This is a genomic window from Pseudoxanthomonas sp. 68-E7, assembly GCF_057773145.1.
On the sequence record NZ_JBYMTI010000007.1, the window covers coordinates 206,452 to 224,336 of the forward strand.

The 17,885-nt window shown below is 67.4% G+C and carries 19 protein-coding genes and 1 tRNA gene; 9 read left to right on the plus strand and 11 right to left on the minus strand.

The window, feature by feature from the left end; genetic code table 11:
- Positions 1–2 precede the first annotated feature (2 nt).
- Entirely contained in the window at positions 3–692 is a 690-nt protein-coding gene (locus AC3DE2_RS17495; RefSeq protein WP_295382231.1) for a glutathione S-transferase family protein, read from the minus strand.
- Positions 693–891: 199 nt separating this feature from the next.
- Here AC3DE2_RS17495 and AC3DE2_RS17500 point away from each other — a divergent pair, with 199 nt between their 5' ends.
- Positions 892–1,374: a DoxX family protein gene (locus AC3DE2_RS17500; protein WP_295382229.1), complete on the plus strand. Its 483-nt coding sequence runs from the start codon at positions 892–894 to the stop codon at positions 1,372–1,374.
- Positions 1,375–1,399: 25 nt separating this feature from the next.
- On the opposite strand, the gene AC3DE2_RS17505 is transcribed toward AC3DE2_RS17500, so the two are convergent.
- Together AC3DE2_RS17505 and AC3DE2_RS17510 are read right to left on the minus strand one after the other, a co-directional pair.
- On the minus strand, positions 1,400–2,146 hold the full coding sequence (locus tag AC3DE2_RS17505) for a LytR/AlgR family response regulator transcription factor (RefSeq protein ID WP_488427212.1): 747 nt from the start codon (positions 2,144–2,146) through the stop codon (positions 1,400–1,402).
- Positions 2,143–3,249 carry a sensor histidine kinase gene (locus AC3DE2_RS17510; protein WP_295382226.1) on the minus strand — a complete coding sequence of 369 codons (1,107 nt, stop codon included), beginning with the start codon at positions 3,247–3,249 and terminating at the stop codon, positions 2,143–2,145. Before AC3DE2_RS17510 ends, AC3DE2_RS17505 begins: the two co-directional genes overlap by 4 nt.
- Positions 3,250–3,476: 227 nt before the next feature.
- Here AC3DE2_RS17510 and AC3DE2_RS17515 point away from each other — a divergent pair, with 227 nt between their 5' ends.
- On the plus strand, positions 3,477–4,322 hold the full coding sequence (locus AC3DE2_RS17515) for a hypothetical protein (protein WP_295382224.1): 846 nt from the start codon (positions 3,477–3,479) through the stop codon (positions 4,320–4,322).
- A gap of 92 nt (positions 4,323–4,414) precedes the next feature.
- Here the strand turns inward: AC3DE2_RS17515 and AC3DE2_RS17520 are convergent.
- Both AC3DE2_RS17520 and AC3DE2_RS17525 read right to left on the minus strand, forming a co-directional pair.
- Positions 4,415–4,504: transfer RNA gene (locus AC3DE2_RS17520), tRNA-Ser, on the minus strand.
- Between the two features lie 116 nt (positions 4,505–4,620).
- Positions 4,621–5,628 (minus strand): LysR family transcriptional regulator, encoded by a 1,008-nt coding sequence (locus AC3DE2_RS17525; RefSeq protein ID WP_295382222.1) that lies wholly within the window; start codon positions 5,626–5,628, stop codon positions 4,621–4,623.
- 116 nt (positions 5,629–5,744) lie between these two features.
- On the opposite strand from AC3DE2_RS17525, the gene AC3DE2_RS17530 reads away from it, so the two are divergent.
- On the plus strand, positions 5,745–6,323 hold the full coding sequence (locus AC3DE2_RS17530) for an FMN-dependent NADH-azoreductase (RefSeq protein ID WP_295382220.1): 579 nt from the start codon (positions 5,745–5,747) through the stop codon (positions 6,321–6,323).
- 138 nt (positions 6,324–6,461) lie between these two features.
- Positions 6,462–7,202: a DNA alkylation repair protein gene (locus AC3DE2_RS17535; RefSeq protein ID WP_295382219.1), complete on the plus strand. Its 741-nt coding sequence runs from the start codon at positions 6,462–6,464 to the stop codon at positions 7,200–7,202.
- A 91-nt stretch (positions 7,203–7,293) separates the two neighbouring features.
- Here AC3DE2_RS17535 and serS read toward each other — a convergent pair whose 3' ends face one another.
- Positions 7,294–8,574, minus strand: a complete 1,281-nt coding sequence (gene serS / locus AC3DE2_RS17540) for a serine--tRNA ligase (protein WP_295382218.1) — start codon at positions 8,572–8,574, stop codon at positions 7,294–7,296.
- A gap of 115 nt (positions 8,575–8,689) precedes the next feature.
- Here serS and AC3DE2_RS17545 point away from each other — a divergent pair, with 115 nt between their 5' ends.
- A complete protein-coding gene (locus AC3DE2_RS17545) occupies positions 8,690–9,352 on the plus strand; it encodes an energy transducer TonB (protein ID WP_295382216.1) in 663 nt (220 codons plus the stop codon).
- Between the two features lie 153 nt (positions 9,353–9,505).
- Entirely contained in the window at positions 9,506–10,081 is a 576-nt protein-coding gene (locus AC3DE2_RS17550; RefSeq protein ID WP_295382214.1) for an energy transducer TonB, read from the plus strand.
- Between the two features lie 154 nt (positions 10,082–10,235).
- Here the strand turns inward: AC3DE2_RS17550 and aroA are convergent, their stop codons facing one another.
- The 3 genes from aroA to serC form a co-directional block, all read right to left on the minus strand.
- Positions 10,236–11,537, minus strand: coding sequence for a 3-phosphoshikimate 1-carboxyvinyltransferase (gene aroA, locus AC3DE2_RS17555; RefSeq protein WP_295382213.1), 1,302 nt, complete (start codon positions 11,535–11,537; stop codon positions 10,236–10,238).
- Between the two features lie 107 nt (positions 11,538–11,644).
- On the minus strand, positions 11,645–12,790 hold the full coding sequence (gene pheA, locus AC3DE2_RS17560; protein WP_295382212.1) for a prephenate dehydratase: 1,146 nt from the start codon (positions 12,788–12,790) through the stop codon (positions 11,645–11,647).
- Positions 12,791–12,862: 72 nt separating this feature from the next.
- The gene (gene serC, locus AC3DE2_RS17565; RefSeq protein ID WP_488427213.1) at positions 12,863–13,948 is read right to left on the minus strand and encodes a 3-phosphoserine/phosphohydroxythreonine transaminase; all 1,086 of its coding nucleotides are present in this window, start codon (positions 13,946–13,948) and stop codon (positions 12,863–12,865) included.
- Between the two features lie 212 nt (positions 13,949–14,160).
- Here serC and msrP point away from each other — a divergent pair, with 212 nt between their 5' ends.
- Entirely contained in the window at positions 14,161–15,129 is a 969-nt protein-coding gene (msrP, locus tag AC3DE2_RS17570; protein ID WP_488427214.1) for a protein-methionine-sulfoxide reductase catalytic subunit MsrP, read from the plus strand.
- A 72-nt stretch (positions 15,130–15,201) separates the two neighbouring features.
- Positions 15,202–15,840 carry a protein-methionine-sulfoxide reductase heme-binding subunit MsrQ gene (msrQ, locus tag AC3DE2_RS17575; RefSeq protein ID WP_488427215.1) on the plus strand — a complete coding sequence of 213 codons (639 nt, stop codon included), beginning with the start codon at positions 15,202–15,204 and terminating at the stop codon, positions 15,838–15,840.
- Here the strand turns inward: msrQ and AC3DE2_RS17580 are convergent.
- Positions 15,809–16,609 carry an FHA domain-containing protein gene (locus tag AC3DE2_RS17580; RefSeq protein ID WP_295382207.1) on the minus strand — a complete coding sequence of 267 codons (801 nt, stop codon included), beginning with the start codon at positions 16,607–16,609 and terminating at the stop codon, positions 15,809–15,811. The genes msrQ and AC3DE2_RS17580 overlap by 32 nt on opposite strands.
- A 110-nt stretch (positions 16,610–16,719) precedes the next feature.
- Between AC3DE2_RS17580 and AC3DE2_RS17585 the strand changes: the two genes are divergently transcribed.
- Positions 16,720–16,995: a polyhydroxyalkanoic acid system family protein gene (locus tag AC3DE2_RS17585; protein ID WP_295382205.1), complete on the plus strand. Its 276-nt coding sequence runs from the start codon at positions 16,720–16,722 to the stop codon at positions 16,993–16,995.
- 123 nt (positions 16,996–17,118) lie between these two features.
- Here the strand turns inward: AC3DE2_RS17585 and AC3DE2_RS17590 are convergent, their stop codons facing one another.
- Positions 17,119–17,829: a DUF8198 family protein gene (locus AC3DE2_RS17590; protein ID WP_295382203.1), complete on the minus strand. Its 711-nt coding sequence runs from the start codon at positions 17,827–17,829 to the stop codon at positions 17,119–17,121.
- Positions 17,830–17,885 lie beyond the last annotated feature (56 nt).

A 17,885-nucleotide genomic window follows, 5' to 3' on the forward strand; every position in this document is an offset into this window, starting at 1 on the left:
GCTCAGCCCGCCTCCGGCGCCAGCAGATGTTCCGGCATCGCGTCGCGGTACGGGAACAGGTGGAAATACGGCCGTGCCTCATCATAGGTGCGCCGCACCGACGGACGCGCCATCAAACGGTCGAAGTAGCCGGCCAGGTGGTCGCAGCCACGCGGGAACGGCCGCACGATACCGGCATAGAACAACGCCGGCGCCGCGGCGCAATCCGCCATCGTGAACTCCCCGGCAACCGCCCACTCACGCCCGGCCAGGTGCGCCTCCAGCATCGCGTAGGCGGTATCGAGCGTGGCCGCGGCCTCGGCGACGCCACGCGGATCGCGCTCCTGTTCGCCACGCAGCCGATCGCCCACGAACTTCTGCATCGGCTGCTGGACATACAGGTCGAAGAAACGGTCCCACAGGCGGGTTTCGCGCGCGGCATCCGGATCCGCGGGAATCAATGCCACTTCGCCCGGATGATGCTGGTCCAGGTACTCGATGATCACGGTCGATTCCGGCACCGCGACACCACGTCGCACGTCGTGCAGCACCGGCATCTTGCCGACCGGCCAGATGTCCAGCAGGGGGGCGCGGGAGGCGGGATTGCCCGGTTCGACCAGTTCGCCGCGAAACGCGTTGCCCTGCTCGTAAAGGGCGATGAGGACCTTGTGGCAAAACGAGGCAAGCGGGTGGTAGTACAGCAGCAGGTCCATCGATTCCTCCGGCGCCGGGTGGGTGTTCTTAATAGTTTCCGTAATGGCTAAGTATTAGATCAACCCGGTATCGCCCGCAAGCCCCCCGGAACGGCGTCCGGTTGGTCATCGCGGCGGTGCCCTTTGTCCCAGCCCCGTTGCCCGGCCGCGCGCCGGCGCCGATTGTCGCGATCATTCCCGCACCTGCCCGGAACCTCGCATGCGCACGCCGCTCGACGGCTACCCCTGGATCCGCTCCGACACCTCCCTGCATCTCCTGAGGGTCGTCACGGCGGTGCTGTTCATGGCCCACGCGGCCGTGCGCATCGGCAACAACACCATTCCGCGTTTCGCGGAATTCATGGAGGCCCAGGGCTTTCCATACGGCGCGGCGTGGGTATGGACCATCACCCTGTACGAGCTCGCCGCCGGCACCCTGCTGATACTCAACGTGGGCGTGCGCTGGGCCGCTTCCGGTCTTGCCCTGATCGCCGCCGTCGGCATCCTTCTCATCCACTGGAAGAACGGCTGGTTCGTCGGCGAGCACGGCGTTGGCGGCAGCGAATACAGCGTTGCCCTGCTGGTGATGCTGCTAGTGATCGCGGCGCACGACACGCGCCGGCGCCTCGCGAGGTCCGCGGCCGGCACGCCAATGACGGACGACGCGCCTCCCGCGTTCGTGCGGCTGGACGGCGTGGATTGAGCCCAGCGGTGAAGCCGGCGGCGCGCTAGCCCGGGGTCGGAACGCCGCGCCGGATCAATCCATGGATCTGCTCGCGGTAGTTGCGCCCGCTGATCAGCCGCCTGCCGGTGTGCAGATCCAGCCGATAGCGGCCCGACCCCATCGGCATGATCTCCCGGATCGCGCCGGTGCGGACGATGGTGGAGCGATGCACCCGCAGGAACGCCAGCGCGTCCAGCTCCGCCTCGAACGAAGCCAGTGTACGCCGCAGCGTATAGCGTCCCTGCTGGCAATCGACATCCAGATAGTTGCCCTGCGCTTCGACGACATTGATCTGGCTCTCGGGCACCAACTGCACGCGTTGCCCGATCTGGAGCGGTATCCGGCGCACGCCGTCATCGATGGCCGCCGTCTGCAGGCCCTGCAACGCCAGCCGCTCGCGCAACCGCTCCACCGCCTGTTGCAGGCGTTCGGCGGACAGCGGCTTCAGCAGGTAGTCCACGGCACGGGCATCGAAGGCGCGCGCGCCATGTTCGTGATAGGCGGTGACGAACACCACCAGCGGCGCCGGGCCGCGCCAACGCGCGAGCGCGGAAAAGCCGTCGCCGCCCGGCATCTCGATGTCCAGGAACAACACGTCGATGGCGCCGTCGCGTGCCGTACCTAGCAGTTCCTCCACATCCACGCATTCGGCAACCACGGTGATGCTGGTCCCGGCCACCTTTTCGAGCAGCCGGCGCAGACGCGCGCGCGACAGCGGTTCGTCGTCGACGATGGCGGCCTTCAGGGTCACGCCACCCGCTCCAGTGCCTGCGCAGCCGGTTTGGTCGCGGTCGCAGGCAAGGGAATCTCCAGTTCGACCACGTACCGATCCGGCGCGGTTTCCGGTTGCAACAACCGGGCGCGCGGCCCATAGAGCAGTTGCAAACGACCGGAAACACCACGCAGGCCGACCCCGTTGCCCGCCACCGTACCGGCTTCCAGCTCGCGGCTGTTTTCCACCGCCAGCCGCAACCGCCCATCGGCCACCTCCGCCCGAATCAGCAGCCAACCCGGCGACCTGCGGCGCGCAATCCCATGGACGATGGCGTTCTCCACCAGTGGCTGCAGGATCAGCACCGGCACCGGGACATCCAGGCTCCCCGTGTCGATTTCGCGGCGCACCTGCAGGCGACTGGTCAGGCGGATCTTCTCGATCATCAGGTAATGGTCCACTACCGCGAGTTCATCCCGCAGCGGTCGCTCCTGCACTTCGTCCTGTTTCAATCCGTCACGCAGCAGCGCGGACAAGGACACCAGCATGCGATCGGCCAGGTCCCTGTCCACGTGCACCATCTCCGCCACCGAATTCAGCGCGTTGAAAAGGAAATGGGGATTGACCTGGGCACGCAGGGCTTCGAGCCGGGTGGAGACCAGGCTTCTTTCGATGTCGGCGATCCGCTTCTCGCGCTCGCGCGCGCGTTCGTAGTAGACGAAGGCATGCGCCACCCCGATCACCGTCCACGCGGTCATCAAGTTGTTGCGGACACTGGTGAGCAACACCTCGCCGAATCCTGGAAGTTCGTCGTACCACTCGAACACCGGATCGGTGACGTACACATAGGCGGCCTTGAGGACGATGATCGCCAGCACTCCCAGCGACTGCACCGCCAGCGCGCGCAGCACCGCCCCCCGCTCGATCGGGAACCGCCGCACCAGCCACAGGATGCCCAGACTGAAGGGCACCCAGGTCATCCAGCCGCCGAAACTGAAGTGCAGCGCGCGCGACCACGCGATGGGTTTGCCGTCGGTGTCGCCCATGGCGACGACCTGGCTGGCGAACATCACCGAGTAGGCAGTCCACCACAGCAGGACCATCCAGACGATCAGGGGAATCTTGAAGGGGCGCTTGTCCACGGCGCCACCCTACCGCCACGCCGGTCCGCCGTACAGGCATCCGGACGCCTTTTTCGAGGATCGCCACGCATCGATGGCGTTCGTCACGCCGCCGGTGCCGTTCGTCACTGCCCGATGGCGGCGGGATTCCGGCACCCCGAAAGATCCGCCCGTTCCCACTGGACGGACAACGCCGGGAAGCCTTCGCTTCACGGACCGGACGACGACTTCCATCACCCGAGGATTCCATGGCGCGCAAACTTTTTTCCCTGCTTCCCCTTGCCCTGGCCGGCGCGGCTTCCGTCGCTTCGGCCGGCGAATGCGAGGACAATTTCAGCAAGTCCGGCAGCGTGTTCTCGGGGGCGGATTTTTCCAGCAAGGTGACCGTTCCCGATCTGTCCGTGGCGGATGCGATGGGGCAACTGCGGGGCATCATGATCGCCGAAAAGATGGACGTCATCACCGAGGATGCCGGCACCGGCACCATGCTGGTGGAACAGCGCTCGACCAATTTCACCCGCGCGGTGCCGACGCTGATCAATGTCAGCGAAGAAGGCGGCGCGGCGGTGGTGGAAATGACCGTCAAGACCGAGAAGGGCCAGTTCGCCAAGGCCGATGCCATGCGGCCCTACATGTGCCAGTTGCTGGCCAAGATGAAGAGCGGCAAGGAAGGCAGGCTGGCCGGCGCGCAGGGCGCGCGCACCCAGAACGTGGCCGACACCACCTTCAAGGACGTCTACGTGTTCTCCCGCGAAATCGCCCGCGAGGCCAAGGGCAATTCGCTGGCGGTGAATGCCCGCCACAAGGGGCGCAAGTACAGTCTGAAGGGACGGGTGGACTACATCCAGGAAGACGGCGCGGAGTACAACGTTTCCTTCGACATTCCCGACGAAAGCGACGTGCTGATCAAGGTACCCGGCGACGATCAACCGCGCGTGGGCGTGGCCTGCCTGTTCAACGCCAACCAGCTCGCCAACGTGTTGACCTTCCGCAAGGGTGACTACGCGACGTTCACCGGCAGCTTCCATCGCTATGACGACTTCAAGCGGATGCTGTGGCTGGAGAACTGCGTGCAGGCGAAGAAGAAGAAATGACGCCTGCGCGGATTCCGGTCCGCAGGCACTCGCCCTGACAATCCTGCAGGCGGATATGCGAACGCCCCCATCGGGAGCGTTCCGTGCAGGGTTGGCGGAGAGAGTGGGATTCGAACCCACGGAAGGTTTGACCCTTCGCCGGTTTTCAAGACCGGTGCCTTAAACCGCTCGGCCATCTCTCCGTTGCATTTTCAACACCACGCCGATACTGCGTGTCGGTTCGCCGGTTTGGCCATCAACCTGAAGTCGATGGTCGTTGCGACCGGCGCGCATTTTCGCATGAAGCCGCGTCGCGTGCTTACGAGGCCTTCTTGACCTTGCCGGCCTTGGCATTGTCGATGGCCAGTTCCAGTGCCTTTTCCGCGGCTTCGGAGCATTTGCCACCGCAGTCCAGGCGCGAGGCCTCGATTTGCTGCGGCAGGTGTTCGGCCAGGAAGTCGATGAACACCCGCACCGCCGGCAGCAGGCCGCGGCGGGACGCGAACACCGCGTGGCAGATGCCCTGCGGCAACGACCATTCCGGCAGCACGACCTCCAGTTCCCCCTTGCGCACGGCTTCGGCGCAGACGGTTTCCGGCAACAGGGTGACGCCGTAGCCGTCCTTCGCCATGGCCTGCAGCAATGGGAAATCGAAGCCGGCCAGGCGCGGCTGCAATTCCACCCGGCGCACTTCGCCGTTGGGGCCATGCAGTTCCCAGCGCTGGCGCGCCTCGTCCTCGCTGATGCTCAGGGTGACGTGCTCGGCCAGGTCCTCCGGCGCCTGCGGGCGTCCGGCGCGGTTGAGGTACTTGGGACTGGCGACCAGCAGTTCCTGGATCTGGCCGAAGCTGCGCATCACCAGGCTGCCGTCGTCGTCGAGTTTGGCGCGCACGCGCAGCGCCACGTCGTAGCCTTCGTTGATGATATCGACGCGACGGTTGTTGACGTGCAGTTGCAGACGAACCTTGGGGTACTTGTCGAGGAACTTCGGCAGGATCTTCGGCAACTGCATCTGCGCCACCGCCACCGGCACGCTGACGCGCACCACCCCGCGCGGTTCGGCGCTGAGGCGATCCACCACCTCGCGCGCGGCCTGCGCCTCGGCCAGCATGGTCTGCGCATGGCGATGGACGCTCATGCCGACGTCGGTCACCGCGAAGCGGCGGGTCGACCGCTGCAGCAGGCGCACGCCCAGATCCGTTTCCAGTTGGCTGATGCGCCGGCTCAGGCGTGATTTGGGAATGCCGAGGGCGCGTTCGGCGGCGGCGAAGCCACCGTGATCGACCACCATGGCGAAGTAGTACAGGTCGTTGAGGTCGTGCTGCATGACTATAGTTCCATAATCAGAACAATCAGTGATATTAGACCAGCTTTATCCTATTTTCGCAACAGCCCAGGATGGCACCCAACGCGGCACGGCCGCATTCGCCGGACAAAGCCATCATGAAACTATTGCACATCGACAGCAGCGCGCTGGCCGACAACTCGGTCACCCGCCAACTTACCGCCGCCATCGTAGCCCGTTGGCAGGACGAGGTGCCCGGTCTGAAGGTCACCTATCGTGACCTGGACGCCGAACCCCTGCCCCATCTGACCGGCCCGGTGCTGGCCAAGGTCGATCCCGAGGTGGCCGCGGCCTCCGAGGAAACCCTGCGCCAGTTCCTGGAGGCCGACGTGGTGGTGATCGGGGCGCCGATGTACAACTTCGGCATTCCCTCCACCCTCAAGGCCTGGATTGACCGGGTCGCGGTGGCCGGTCGCACTTTCCGCTACACCGAGAAGGGCCCGGAAGGCCTGGCCGGCAACAAGAAGGTGATCATCGCCAGCGGTCGCGGTGGCATCCACAGCGGCGCCGCCAGCGACTTCCAGGAGCCCTATCTGAAGTTCGTGCTGGGGTTCATGGGCATCACCGACGTGGAGTTCGTCCGCGCCGAGGGCGTGAATTATTCGCCGCAGCACCGGACCGATGCCATGGCCGCCGCGCTGGCCTCGATTCCCGGCCCGCAGCGACTGGCGGCCTGAGCACACGGCATTCTCCGCCAGTTCCGCAGTTCCCTCTCCGGGCCCGCGCAAGCGGGCCCTTTTTTTCGCCGGCTTGCCAGCGGGGGCGCGTGTACCTTCATGTCGCTATGCTTGCGCGCACCGGAACGCGATCCACCCATGCCTGCCATCGAGAAGCCCTCACGCCGCGGTTCCCGCCCGGACGCGATCCCCGCGCCGGTCGACGTCGGACAGGTCCTGGCAATGCTGCGGCGGGAAGCCAATCCCTCCCATCGCGAGGGCCTCGGCCGTTTCGGTATTCCCGACAAGCACGCGCTGGGCGTTCCGATGGCGAGGATCCAGGCCATCGGCAAACGCATCGGCCGCCAGCACGCGCTGGCGCCGGTCCTGTGGGATACCGGTGTGTACGAAGCGCGTCTGCTGGTGGCATTCGTCAGCGAGCCAGCGCAGCTGGGCGCCATGCAGATGGATCGCTGGTGCAGGGAGTTCGACAACTGGGCGATCTGCGACACCCTCTGCTTCCACTTGTTCGACCGCACACCGCATGCCTGGAGCAAGGCGCGGCAATGGAGCCGGCGGCGCGGCGAGTTCGAGAAACGCGCGGCGTTCGCCCTGCTCGCCGGCCTGGCGGTCCATGACAAACGGGCGCCGGACGAAGCGTTCGCCGACGGGCTGCGGTTGATCGAGGACGCCGCCGCGGATCCGCGCAACTTCGTCAAGAAAGCAGTCAGCTGGGCGTTGCGGGCCATCGGCCAGCGTCGCGCCGGGCTGCATGCACCAGCGGTTGCGCTGGCGCGCCGGCTGGCGGCCTCGGACGACGCCACCGAGCGCTGGGTGGGCAGGGACGCCCTGCGCGATCTGACCCGTCCACAGGTGTTGCAGCGGGTGGCGCGGCGCTGACGGTGCGCTGAGGGAAGAGCAGATCCCCCCTCGGTCCCCCTTCTTCGAAGGGGAGCAGCGAAGCGGGCTTCCGCCTAGCCGGCCAGGTGGATCAGGCGATGCGTTCGGCGCCGCCCATGTAGGGACGCAAGACCTCCGGCACGGTGATCGAGCCATCGGCGTTCTGGTAGTTCTCCATGACCGCGATCAAGGCGCGTCCCACCGCGGTGCCGGAACCGTTGAGCGTATGCACGGGTTCGGGCTTGCCGGTCGCCGGATTCCGCCAGCGCGCCTGCATGCGGCGGGCCTGGAAATCCTCGCAGTTGGAGCAGGAGGAAATCTCGCGGTAAGTCTGCTGCGAGGGCAGCCAGACTTCCAGGTCGTAGGTCTTGGTGGCGGAAAAACCCATGTCGCCCGAGCACAGCAGCATGCGGCGGTACGGCAGGCCCAGCTTTTCCAGCACCACCTCGGCGCTGCGGGTCATGCGCTCGTGTTCGTCGTAGCTTTCCGAGGGGCGCGCGATCGAGACCAGTTCGACCTTCTCGAACTGGTGCTGGCGGATGAAACCGCGCACGTCGCGACCACTGCTGCCGGCCTCGGAGCGGAAGCACAGCGAATGCGCGGTCATGCGCAGCGGCAGGCGCGCATCGTCGACGATCTCGTCGCGGACGATGTTGGTCAACGAAATCTCCGAGGTGGAGATGAGGTAGCGCGTGTGCTCGCCCAGCCGGGTGCTGAACATGTCTTCTTCGAACTTCGGCAACTGGCCGGTGCCATACAGGCTCTCGGCATTGACGATCAGCGGCACGTTGGTTTCCTCGTAGCCGTGTTCGCCGGTATGCAAATCCAGCATGAACTGGGCCAGCGCGCGGTGCAGGCGCGCCAGCTGGCCGCGCAGCACGGTGAAGCGCGCGCCGGAAATCTTGGCCGCGGTGTCGCCATCCAGCCAGCCATGGCGGGCCCCGAGTTCGACGTGGTCCTTGACCGGGAAGTCGAATGCCGGCGGGTTGCCCCAGCGGTGCTGTTCGACGTTCTGGCCCTCGTCCTCGCCGTTCGGGACGCTGGCGTGCGGCAGGTTGGGAATGCCCAGCGCGATCGCCTCGATCTCGCCACGGATTTCCTCCAGCTTCACTTCGGAAGCCTTGAGTTCATCGCCGAAGCCGGCCACTTCGGCCATCAGCGCGGACACGTCCTCGCCCTTGGCCTTGGCCTGGCCGATCGCCTTGGAGCGGGTGTTGCGCAGGTTCTGCAGCTCCTCGGTCCGCTTCTGGATCTGCTTGCGCGCCGACTCCAGTTCGGCCAGCCGGGACACGTCCAGGTCGAAGCCCCGGCTGTCCTTCAGGCGTTGGGCGAGTTCGGCGGTCTGGGTGCGGAGCAATGCGGGATCGAGCATGGGAATCGGAGCGGATATGCGGCGGGAGGCCGATTATCGCCTTTTATCCCCCCTCATGCCTCGCGGCGTTCACCCCGGGCGTGGCAGAATCGGCGCAGCCATCACGGTGCCTTCCATGTCCGCTTCCCGCGAATCCCCGGATTCCGAACTCGTGTTCCGCCTGCCCCACCGCACCCTGCGCATCGCCGGCATCGCCTTTGGCGCCGGTCTGCTGCTGTTCGTGATCGTCTGGCTGGCCGGCCGTGGCGATGACGGCTTCTATCAGCCGGAAGCCACCGCCGAGGGCAACAAGCCGGTGGTGGAGGCCCTGCCCGAACCCCTGCCCGCGCGCGGCGGCGCCAGCGGCCTGGAGGAACCCCGCCAGGATGGCAACGAGCGCCCGCAACTGGTCGAGCAGCAGGCGCCGATGCCGACGCCGATCGAGGAAGCCCCCGCGCCGGCCGCACCCGCGGCGCCGGACGCACCCGTGGTCCCTGCCGCCGGCGTGGCGCTGGCACCCAGTGATCAGCCGGTGCCGATGGCGGGCCAGACGCCCCCGCCCGACTATCCGGCCGCCGCGCTGCGCCGTGGCGATGCCGGTACGGTGATGGTGCGGGTCGACGTCGGCGCCGATGGCGTGCCCACCGACGTGTCCATCGAGACCCGCAGCGGTTCCCGCGATCTGGATCGCGCCGCGCTCGACGCGGTCCGCCGCTGGCGCTTCAATCCCGCCCAGCGCGATGGCCAGCCCGTCGCATCCAGCGTGGTCGTTCCGATCGACTTCAACCTGCAGCAATGAGGCTGCAACTGGCGCGCAGCTGAACCGGCGGCGCGCCAGCTGAATCACGACTTTCCCGATCCGGGTGGCTTTACCGGCCACTCACGCGATGCCAACAAACCTCCGTGCAAGACTCGAACCCAACGCAACAACGCGTGGACGAGGAGGTTTTCCATGGCGCAGACACATCACCAGCCCGAATGGAGTCCCGTCGAGGCGACCGATACGCCGCCGCGGGAAAAGAACGCATCCCTGCTCCTGTTGTGGGTGATCGCTCTCATCGCCGTGGTGGCGGCGGGACTGGCCTGGTACAAGCAGCGACAACCCGCCACGCTGCCGCTGGAAAGTGCAGCCCCGCCGGTGACGGCACCGGCCACCACGACACCCGATGAGCGTGGACCGGCCACGACCGCTCGCACCGATCAATCGAGAGCCGACGCCCGCCGCATGTCCGCATCGGCCGAGCGCCAGCCGCGTTCGCAGGCACCGCGCCTGCTGGCGGGCAATCCTTCGCCGCAATACCCGGCCGCCGCGTTGCGTGCCGGTGTCGGCGGTACCGTCATGGTGCGTGCCGAGTTGGATGCCAACGGCCAGCCGGTCGATGTCGACGTGATTCGCCGCAGCGGCAATCGCGATCTGGACCGCGCCGCCGTGCAGGCCGTGCGCAAGTGGCGCTTCGAACCGGCCATGCGCAACGGCAAGGGCGTCGCCAGCACGGTGCAGGTGCCGGTGGATTTCAAGCCGATCTGACGCCGTTCTGAATCCGCCCAACAAAAAGGGAAGCCGGCAACGGCTTCCCTTTTTGTTGGCGGGTTGTGTAGGAGCGACATGAGTCGCGACCGTATCAACTCCGGAATGAGTCCCTGTCGCGATTTGCGTTGCTCCTACAGGGGCGTTGCGGAACTCAGGCCGGCCGCAGGGCGAAGCCGGCACCGGTGGCCAGCGTGTCGAAACCGGGGAACGAGGTGGCGACGTTGGCGATGTCGCCCACCTGCACTTCGCCCAGGCTGCGTTGGCCGGCGACCGCGAACGACATGGCGATGCGATGGTCGCCATGGCTGTCGATGCGGCCACTGTGGAGGGCGCCGGGGTGGATCGTGCCGCCATCCGGCGTTTCATCCACCTGCAGGCCCAGGGTCCGCAGGCCGGCGGCCATGGTGGCCAGGCGATCGGACTCCTTCACCCGCAACTCGGCCGCGCCACGAACCACCGTGGGACCTTCCGCGCAGGCCGCGGCCACGAACAGCGCCGGGAACTCGTCGATCATGTCCGGCACCAGCGCCTCCGGCACTTCGATGCCGCGCAGCGGCGCATGCCGCACCACCAGGTCGGCGACCGGCTCCCCGCCTTGTCGCGCCGCGTTTTCCTCGCGGATGTCCGCGCCCATCAGGCGCAGCGCGGCCAGCAGGCCGGTGCGGCGCGGATTGAGGCCGACCGCGCGCAGGCGCAGTTCCGAGCCGGGCACGATGCTGGCGGCGACCAGGAAGAACGCCGCGGAAGAGAAATCCGCCGGCACCACCACATCGGTCGCACGCAGGCGCTGGCCACCGCGCAGGCGCGCATGGCCGGGTGAGAATTCGATGCCGGCGCCGAACGCGGCCAGCATGCGCTCGGTGTAATCGCGGGTGGGATGCGGTTCGTGCACGACGGTGTCGCCCTGTGCGTACAGGCCCGCCAGCAGCACGGCCGACTTCACCTGCGCGCTGGCGACTTCCAGGGTGTAGTCGATGCCATGCAGCGGTTGGCCGCCATGGATGCGCAGCGGCGGCAAGCCGCCCTCTTCCGTATCGATGCGCGCGCCCATCCGCGCCAGCGGCCCGGTGATGCGCCGCATCGGCCGGCGCGACAGCGACTCATCGCCCACCAGCACGCTGTCGAACGGCTGCGCCGCCAGCAGGCCGGCCAGCAGGCGCATGCCGGTGCCGGCGTTGCCGCAATCGAGTTCGCCGGCAGGCGCCTTCAGCCCATCCACGCCCACGCCATGCACGATGCGGCGCGACGGCGAGGGCGTCTCGATGCGGACGCCGAGCTTCTGGAAGATCGCGGCGGTGGCGCGGGTGTCCTCGCCTTCCAGGAAACCATCGATCCGCGAGACACCATCGGCCAGCGCGGCGAACATGATCGCGCGATGTGACACCGACTTGTCGCCGGGAATGGTCAGCTCGCCACGCAGCGGCTGTCCGGGGGAAGCAATCCAGTCTTTCATTGGGGATTCGTGATTCGTGATTCGGGATTGGGGGATTCGGTGCAGGGCGGAGAGTGGGTCGGGGCCGCTTTCACGAATCCCCAATCCCGACTCTCCAATCCCCGATCTCAAGGCACCGCCACCGGATAGGAGCCCAGGACCTTGATCTGGGCGGAGTGCGCCTTGAGTTCGGCCAGTGCCTGCTTCATGCCTTCGTCGTCGACGTGGCCGGCCAGATCGATGAAGAAGCCGTACTCCCACTTGGCGTGGTGCGAGGGGCGCGACTCGATCCGGTTCATGCTGATACCGTGGCGCGCGAACGGGCTGAGCACGTCGAACAGCGCGCCCGGCTTGTCGTGGATGAACACCAGCACCGAGGTGCGGTCGTGGCCGGATGGCGGGAAGATGCTGCGGCCGATGACCAGGAACCGCGTGGTGTTGTCCTTGTCGTCCTGGATGGAGCTCATCACCACTTTTTTCAGGCCGTAGACATGGCCGGCGCTCTCGCCGGCGATGCAGGCGGCATCGTCGGAATTGCGCGCGCGACGGGCCCCCTCGGCGTTGCTCGACACCGGAATCTTCTCGACCTTCGGTAGGTTGGCGCGCAGCCAGCCGGCGGTCTGGGCGAAGGATTGCGGATGGCCGTAGATGCGTTCGATGTCGTCGATGCGGCCGGTGCGCGAGAGCAGGAACTGGTGGACCCGCAGTTCGACTTCGCCGCAGATCTTCAGGTTGGAGGTCAGGAACATGTCCAGGGTGACCTGGATGGTGCCCTGGCCCGAGTTCTCCACCGGCACCACGCCGAAGTCGGCGTTGCCGCTTTCCACTTCCTGGAACACTTCCTCGATGCTCGCCAGCGGCAGCCCATGCGCGGAGCGGCCGAAATGCTTGAGCACGGCCTGCTGGCTGAAGGTGCCTTCCGGTCCGAGGAAGCCGATTTTCAATGGCTCCTGCTGGGCCAGGCAGGCGGACATGATTTCGCGGAACACATGCACCAGCACCTCGTCGCTGAGCGGTCCCTCGTTGCGGTCCACCACCATCCGCAGCACCTGCGCCTCGCGCTCGGGCCGGTAGTAATCCACCGCCGCGGCCAGCTTGCCCTTGGCCTTGCCGACCTGGTGGGCGAAGCGCGCGCGCTCGGCGATCAGTTCCTGGATCTGGCGATCAATGCCGTCGATCTTGGCGCGCACGTCGGCCAGTACCGGCGCGGCGATGGTGGGCTTGGCGGCGGCCTTGGCTGGCTTGCCTGCGGTCTTCTTGGGCTTTGCGGCCATGTTCCTGTTTCCTGATGTTTCCAGTGGAAGCGACGTCAGTCGCGACCGGCGTCGCTCCTGCATTGCCGTGGTTCAACCATTGCGCTGCTGGAAGTCGCGCATGAAATCCGCCAGCGCCTGCGCGCCGGCCAGCGGCATGGCGTTGTACAGCGAGGCGCGGATGCCGCCGACCGCCTTGTGTCCCTTCAGCGCCAGCAGGCCGGCCTGCTTCGATTCGGCGACGAAGCGCGCGGTCAGTTCCTCGTCCGGCAGGAAGAACGGGATGTTCATGCGCGAACGCACGGGCACCGCGACTTCATTGCGATAGAAACCGCCGGAGCCGTCGATCGCCTGGTAGACCAGCGCCGACTTGGCCGCGTTGCGGCGCGCGAATTCGGCCACACCGCCTTCGTCCAACATCCACTTCACGGTCAGTCCGAGCAGGTACCAGTTCCAGGTCGGCGGCGTGTTGAGCATCGAATCGCGTGCGGCGTGCGAGCGGTAGTCGAAGATGTCCGCGCGTGGCTGGCCGGCGCGCTCCAGCAGATCGCGACGCACGATCACCACCGAGATGCCGACCGGCCCGAGGTTCTTCTGCGCGCCTGCGTAGATCAGCCCGAACTTCGAGACATCGAGCGGCTCGGCGGCGATGTTGGAGCTGAAATCGGCGAACAGCGGCACCTCGCCCACCTCCGGCACGTCGCGGAACTCGAGGCCGTGGATGGTCTCGTTGGCGGTGATGTGGATGTAGGCGGCATCGGCGCTCAGGCGCCAGCCGGCGCGGGCCGGGATATCGCGGAATCCGCCGGGCTCGCCATCGGCGGCGATGTTGACGGCCACGTACGGCTTGGCCTGCTTGATCGCGGTCTTGCCCCAGTGGCCGCTGACCACGTAGTCGACCGCCTGCCCGGGCGCGGCGAAATTGAGCGGCAGCAGCGCCTGCTGGGTGGTCGCGCCGCCGGACAGGAACAGCATGGCGTAATCGTCGGGAATCGACAGCAGGGTCCGCAGGTCCGCCTCGGCCTGGGCGGCCACGGCGATGAAATCCGCGCTGCGGTGGCTGATTTCGACGATCGACGCGCCGACCCCGTTCCATTCCAGCATTTCGGCCTGGGCCTGCCGCAGTACCGGTTCGGGAAGGGTGGCGGGACCGGCACTGAAGTTGTACGCGCGCGTCATAGGGCACCTGAACGGGGAATCCGTAGTATGCCGCAGTGCATCAGTTGCAGGGGCAACCTTTGCCGCCTCGCTTGGCCTTTCAGTGTCGTCCACGCCTGTCCGGCGTATAAACGGAAGCTGCCACCCGCCGGGCGGCGCCGGATCCGGCGAAACCTTCTGGCCAATCCGCGCCTCTGTTGTGCGTATCCACGTTTTCCGCTTGGAGTCCCCCCATGTCCCTCCGGGATGCCCTCAGGATCCCCGCCTCGCAGATCACCGACGAGACGGTCTACCGCCAGCGCCGCGACCTGCTGCGGGCCCTCGCGCTCGGCCCCGCCCTCACCCTGGCCGGCTGCGCCGACGCCGAGCCACCCGCCCCGCCCCGGGCCGCGATCACCCCGGAGCAGGCCCGTTCGGGCTTCCGCACCGACGAGCCGCCGACCCGCTACGACGACATCACCAGCTACAACAACTTCTACGAGTTCGGCACCGGCAAGGCGGATCCCTCCACCGCCCGCAAGACCCTGCGCACCTCGCCGTGGTCGGTGGTGGTCGGCGGCGAGTGCGAGCGTCCGGGCAAGCTCGCGCTGGAGGATCTGATCAAGGGCCTGGCCCCGGAAGAGCGCGTGTATCGGCTGCGCTGCGTGGAAGGCTGGTCGATGGTGATTCCGTGGCTCGGCGTGCCGCTGGGCGCGGTGCTGAAGAAGTTCGCCCCGACCTCGAAGGCGCGTTACGTCGCCTTCACCACCCTGGCCGACCCGGTGCAGATGCCCGGCATCCGCTATCGCTCGATCGAATGGCCCTACAAGGAGGGCTTGCGCATCGACGAGGCGATGCACCCGCTGACCCTGCTGGCGACCGGCCTGTACGGCAAGCCCCTGCCGCAGCAGAACGGCGCGCCGCTGCGGCTGGTGGTGCCGTGGAAGTACGGCTTCAAGAGCATCAAGTCGATCGTGGCGATCCGCTTCGTCGAGAAGATGCCGGAAACCGCCTGGCATGAGCTGCAACCGTCCGAGTACGGTTTCTTCTCCAACGTGAACCCCGCCGTCGACCACCCGCGCTGGAGCCAGAAGACCGAACGGCGCATCGCCGGCACCGCCAACCGGGTGTTCGCCGAGCGCATTCCGACCCGCCTGTTCAACGGTTATGGGCCACAGGTCGCCTCGATGTACACGGGGCTGGATCTGAAGAAATGGTATTGAATTGATATGCGGGGCATCGAGGATGCGCGCACGCCGCGCGACGGACGGAACGCCCACGGCCCATCCGGCGGCATGAAACGGACCCGGCATCCTTCCCGGCCATTACTGGCCGCCAAGGCGCTGGTGCACGCGCTGGCGCTGACTCCGCTGGCGATCCTGGCCTGGCAGTTCTGGTCGGTGCTGCATGCGGGCAGCGACGCACTCGGCGCGGATCCCGTCGCGGAAGTCGAACATCGCACCGGGCTTTGGGCGTTGCGGCTGCTGATGATCACCTTGGCGATCACCCCCCTGCGCCAGCTGACTGGGCAGGCGGTGCTGATCCGGTTCCGGCGCATGCTGGGGCTGTATGCGTTCTTCTATGCCTGCCTGCACCTGGCCAGCTACTTGGTGCTGGACCTGCAGGGCTACTGGACGCAGATCTTCGAGGAAATCGCCAAGCGCCCCTACATCACGGTGGGATTCGCCGCCTGGCTGCTGCTGATCCCGCTGGCGGTGACGTCCACCCAGGGCTGGATCCGGCGGCTGGGCCGACGCTGGGGCCAGCTGCACAAGGCCATCTACGCCGTCGGCGTGCTGGCCGTGCTGCACTTCTGGTGGCTGGTGAAATCGGACATCCGCGAGCCGTTGCTGTACGCCGCCGTGCTGGCGGTGCTGCTGGGCTGGCGGCTGGCGCGGCGCTTCAGCCGGAACCGAACAGCAGCAGCGCGCTGAGCGCGGCCGCCAGCAGCAGAGCCGCCAGCAGCAACCAGGGCCAGCGCCGCACGGTGCCCGCGCGCCGGGGTTCGAGCGTGTCGGTGCCACCCGGCGGCGCGGCTTCGCCTCCCGCTTCGCCCAGCGGTGCATCCGCGCGGGTCCAGGGCACTTCCACCACGAACCGGTGCTGCGCGTCGAAGGCCAGCTGATCGCCGGCCACCAGCAGCGCATCGCGCGCCGCCACGCCGTTCACCAGGCTGCCGTCGGCTGAACCGAGATCCCGCAGCAACACCCGATCACCCTGGATCTCCAGCTGCGCGTGGCGCTCGGCGAAGACCGGATCGTCCACCCGGATCGCCGCCTCGCGGGCGCGTCCGACCAGCACCGGCCGCAGCAGCGGAATGCTGCGCCCGTGGTACTTGCCGCCCACGCCGCGCAGGATCACGCGCGGATCCGGCGGCGCCGGCACGGGTTCGGGACCGCGCTCGGGCGGCAGGTGCCCGGCCTGGACCAGCAGCTCCACGCCGTCGACATAGATGCTGTCACCGGCGCGCAGCAACGCCATCCGCTGGATCGGGCGTCCGTTCACGTGCACACCGCGCATGCCGGTCGGAACCTGCAGCCAGAGGCCGCGGCGATCCACGCAGATGCGCACCAGCAGCGCGCCTTGCAGCTGATCGCCCACGCCGACGTGACCGGAAGCCTCGCGCACGATCCGGTGCACGCCCATCGACAGGGGGCGATCCGGTTGCGCGCGGTTTGAAAAATGAAGTCGCAGGTTTTCCACCGGCGGCAGACTAGCGCAGCCGGGGCCACCACATCCAGCCTGATCCGCAGGGCCGGCTTGCGAATGTGAACGGCTTGCGGAGAATAGACGGCCTTTCCGGAGAGAACGCCATGGCCACCATCGACATCGTCCACGATCACAGCAAGACCCCGGCGCAGGCGAGGAAGGCGGTCGAGGACGTGGCGCGCAAGCTGGCCGAGCGCTTCGACATGGACTACGCCTGGGACGGCGACACCATGAACTTCCGCCGCTCCGGCGTCGACGGCCATATCGCGCTGCTGCCGAGCCAGTTGCGGGTCACCGCGGACCTGGGTTTCCTGCTGTCGGCGATGAAGGGACCGATCGAATCGGAAATCCGCCGCGTGCTGGGCGAGAAGTTCGTCTGAGGCAACGGCCTCGTCCCCCTGTAGGAGCGCCGTAAGTCGCGACGCTTTTTTTCGTTGTGCCGTTTGACCCAGGTTCCCCTGCCGAAGGCCGCGAATTGCGTCGCTCCCGCGAAGCAAGCGGCATTAATCGAACGGCGCCGGGTCACCGGCGAACAACCGCCGCGAGACTTCACGTTCGGCCTGTTCGATGTCGCGCACGAAGGCCTTGCCGTCGCCCAATGCCGAAAACGCGGCGAAGCCGCGTTCCAGGAAGCCCTGCAGTTCGCCAAGGCCGGTTGCCTTGGCCGGGCCGCGCGAAAGTTTGAGCAGGGTCAGCACCCCGGGCATCTTCACTGCCCGCGCCAGGCCCACGCCCAGCTGCGCGATCAGGTCGATCTGCCTTGCCCGCAAGCGCGGATGCCCGGTCTGCCGGTACGCCCGCGCGTACAGCGCTTCATCCAGGCGCTTGCGGCGCGGCGCCAGGGAATCCAGCGCTTCGGCCATGCGCAGGTCCAGGGCGTGGGTCAGCGCCCCCAGCTCGATGGCGTCGGCCACGGTCTCCAACACCGCGGCGGGCAGCAGCCGCTGCATCATCGGGACGACCTTGGCGACGTTGGCGTCGCGACGACTGAAATCCTGGTCCCCGTAGACATCGGTGAGGAAGAACATGGCCGCGCCGCGGCGCTTCGGATCGGCCAGGAAATGGCCGAAGCTGCGTTCCAGGCGCGCGGCCTGCCAGCGCCGCAGTTCCGGCAGCCAGGCCAGTCCGTTGCGCGGCTCGCGGGGATCGTGCAGGGCCTGGTGGCAGGCCAGGCGGCGGCCGAGCCGCTCGCCGATGGAAGAAGGACGGGCCATGCAAGGGATGATCCGGGCCCGTCGCGCCGGCCGCAAGCGGCCCCGCCGGTCGGCTA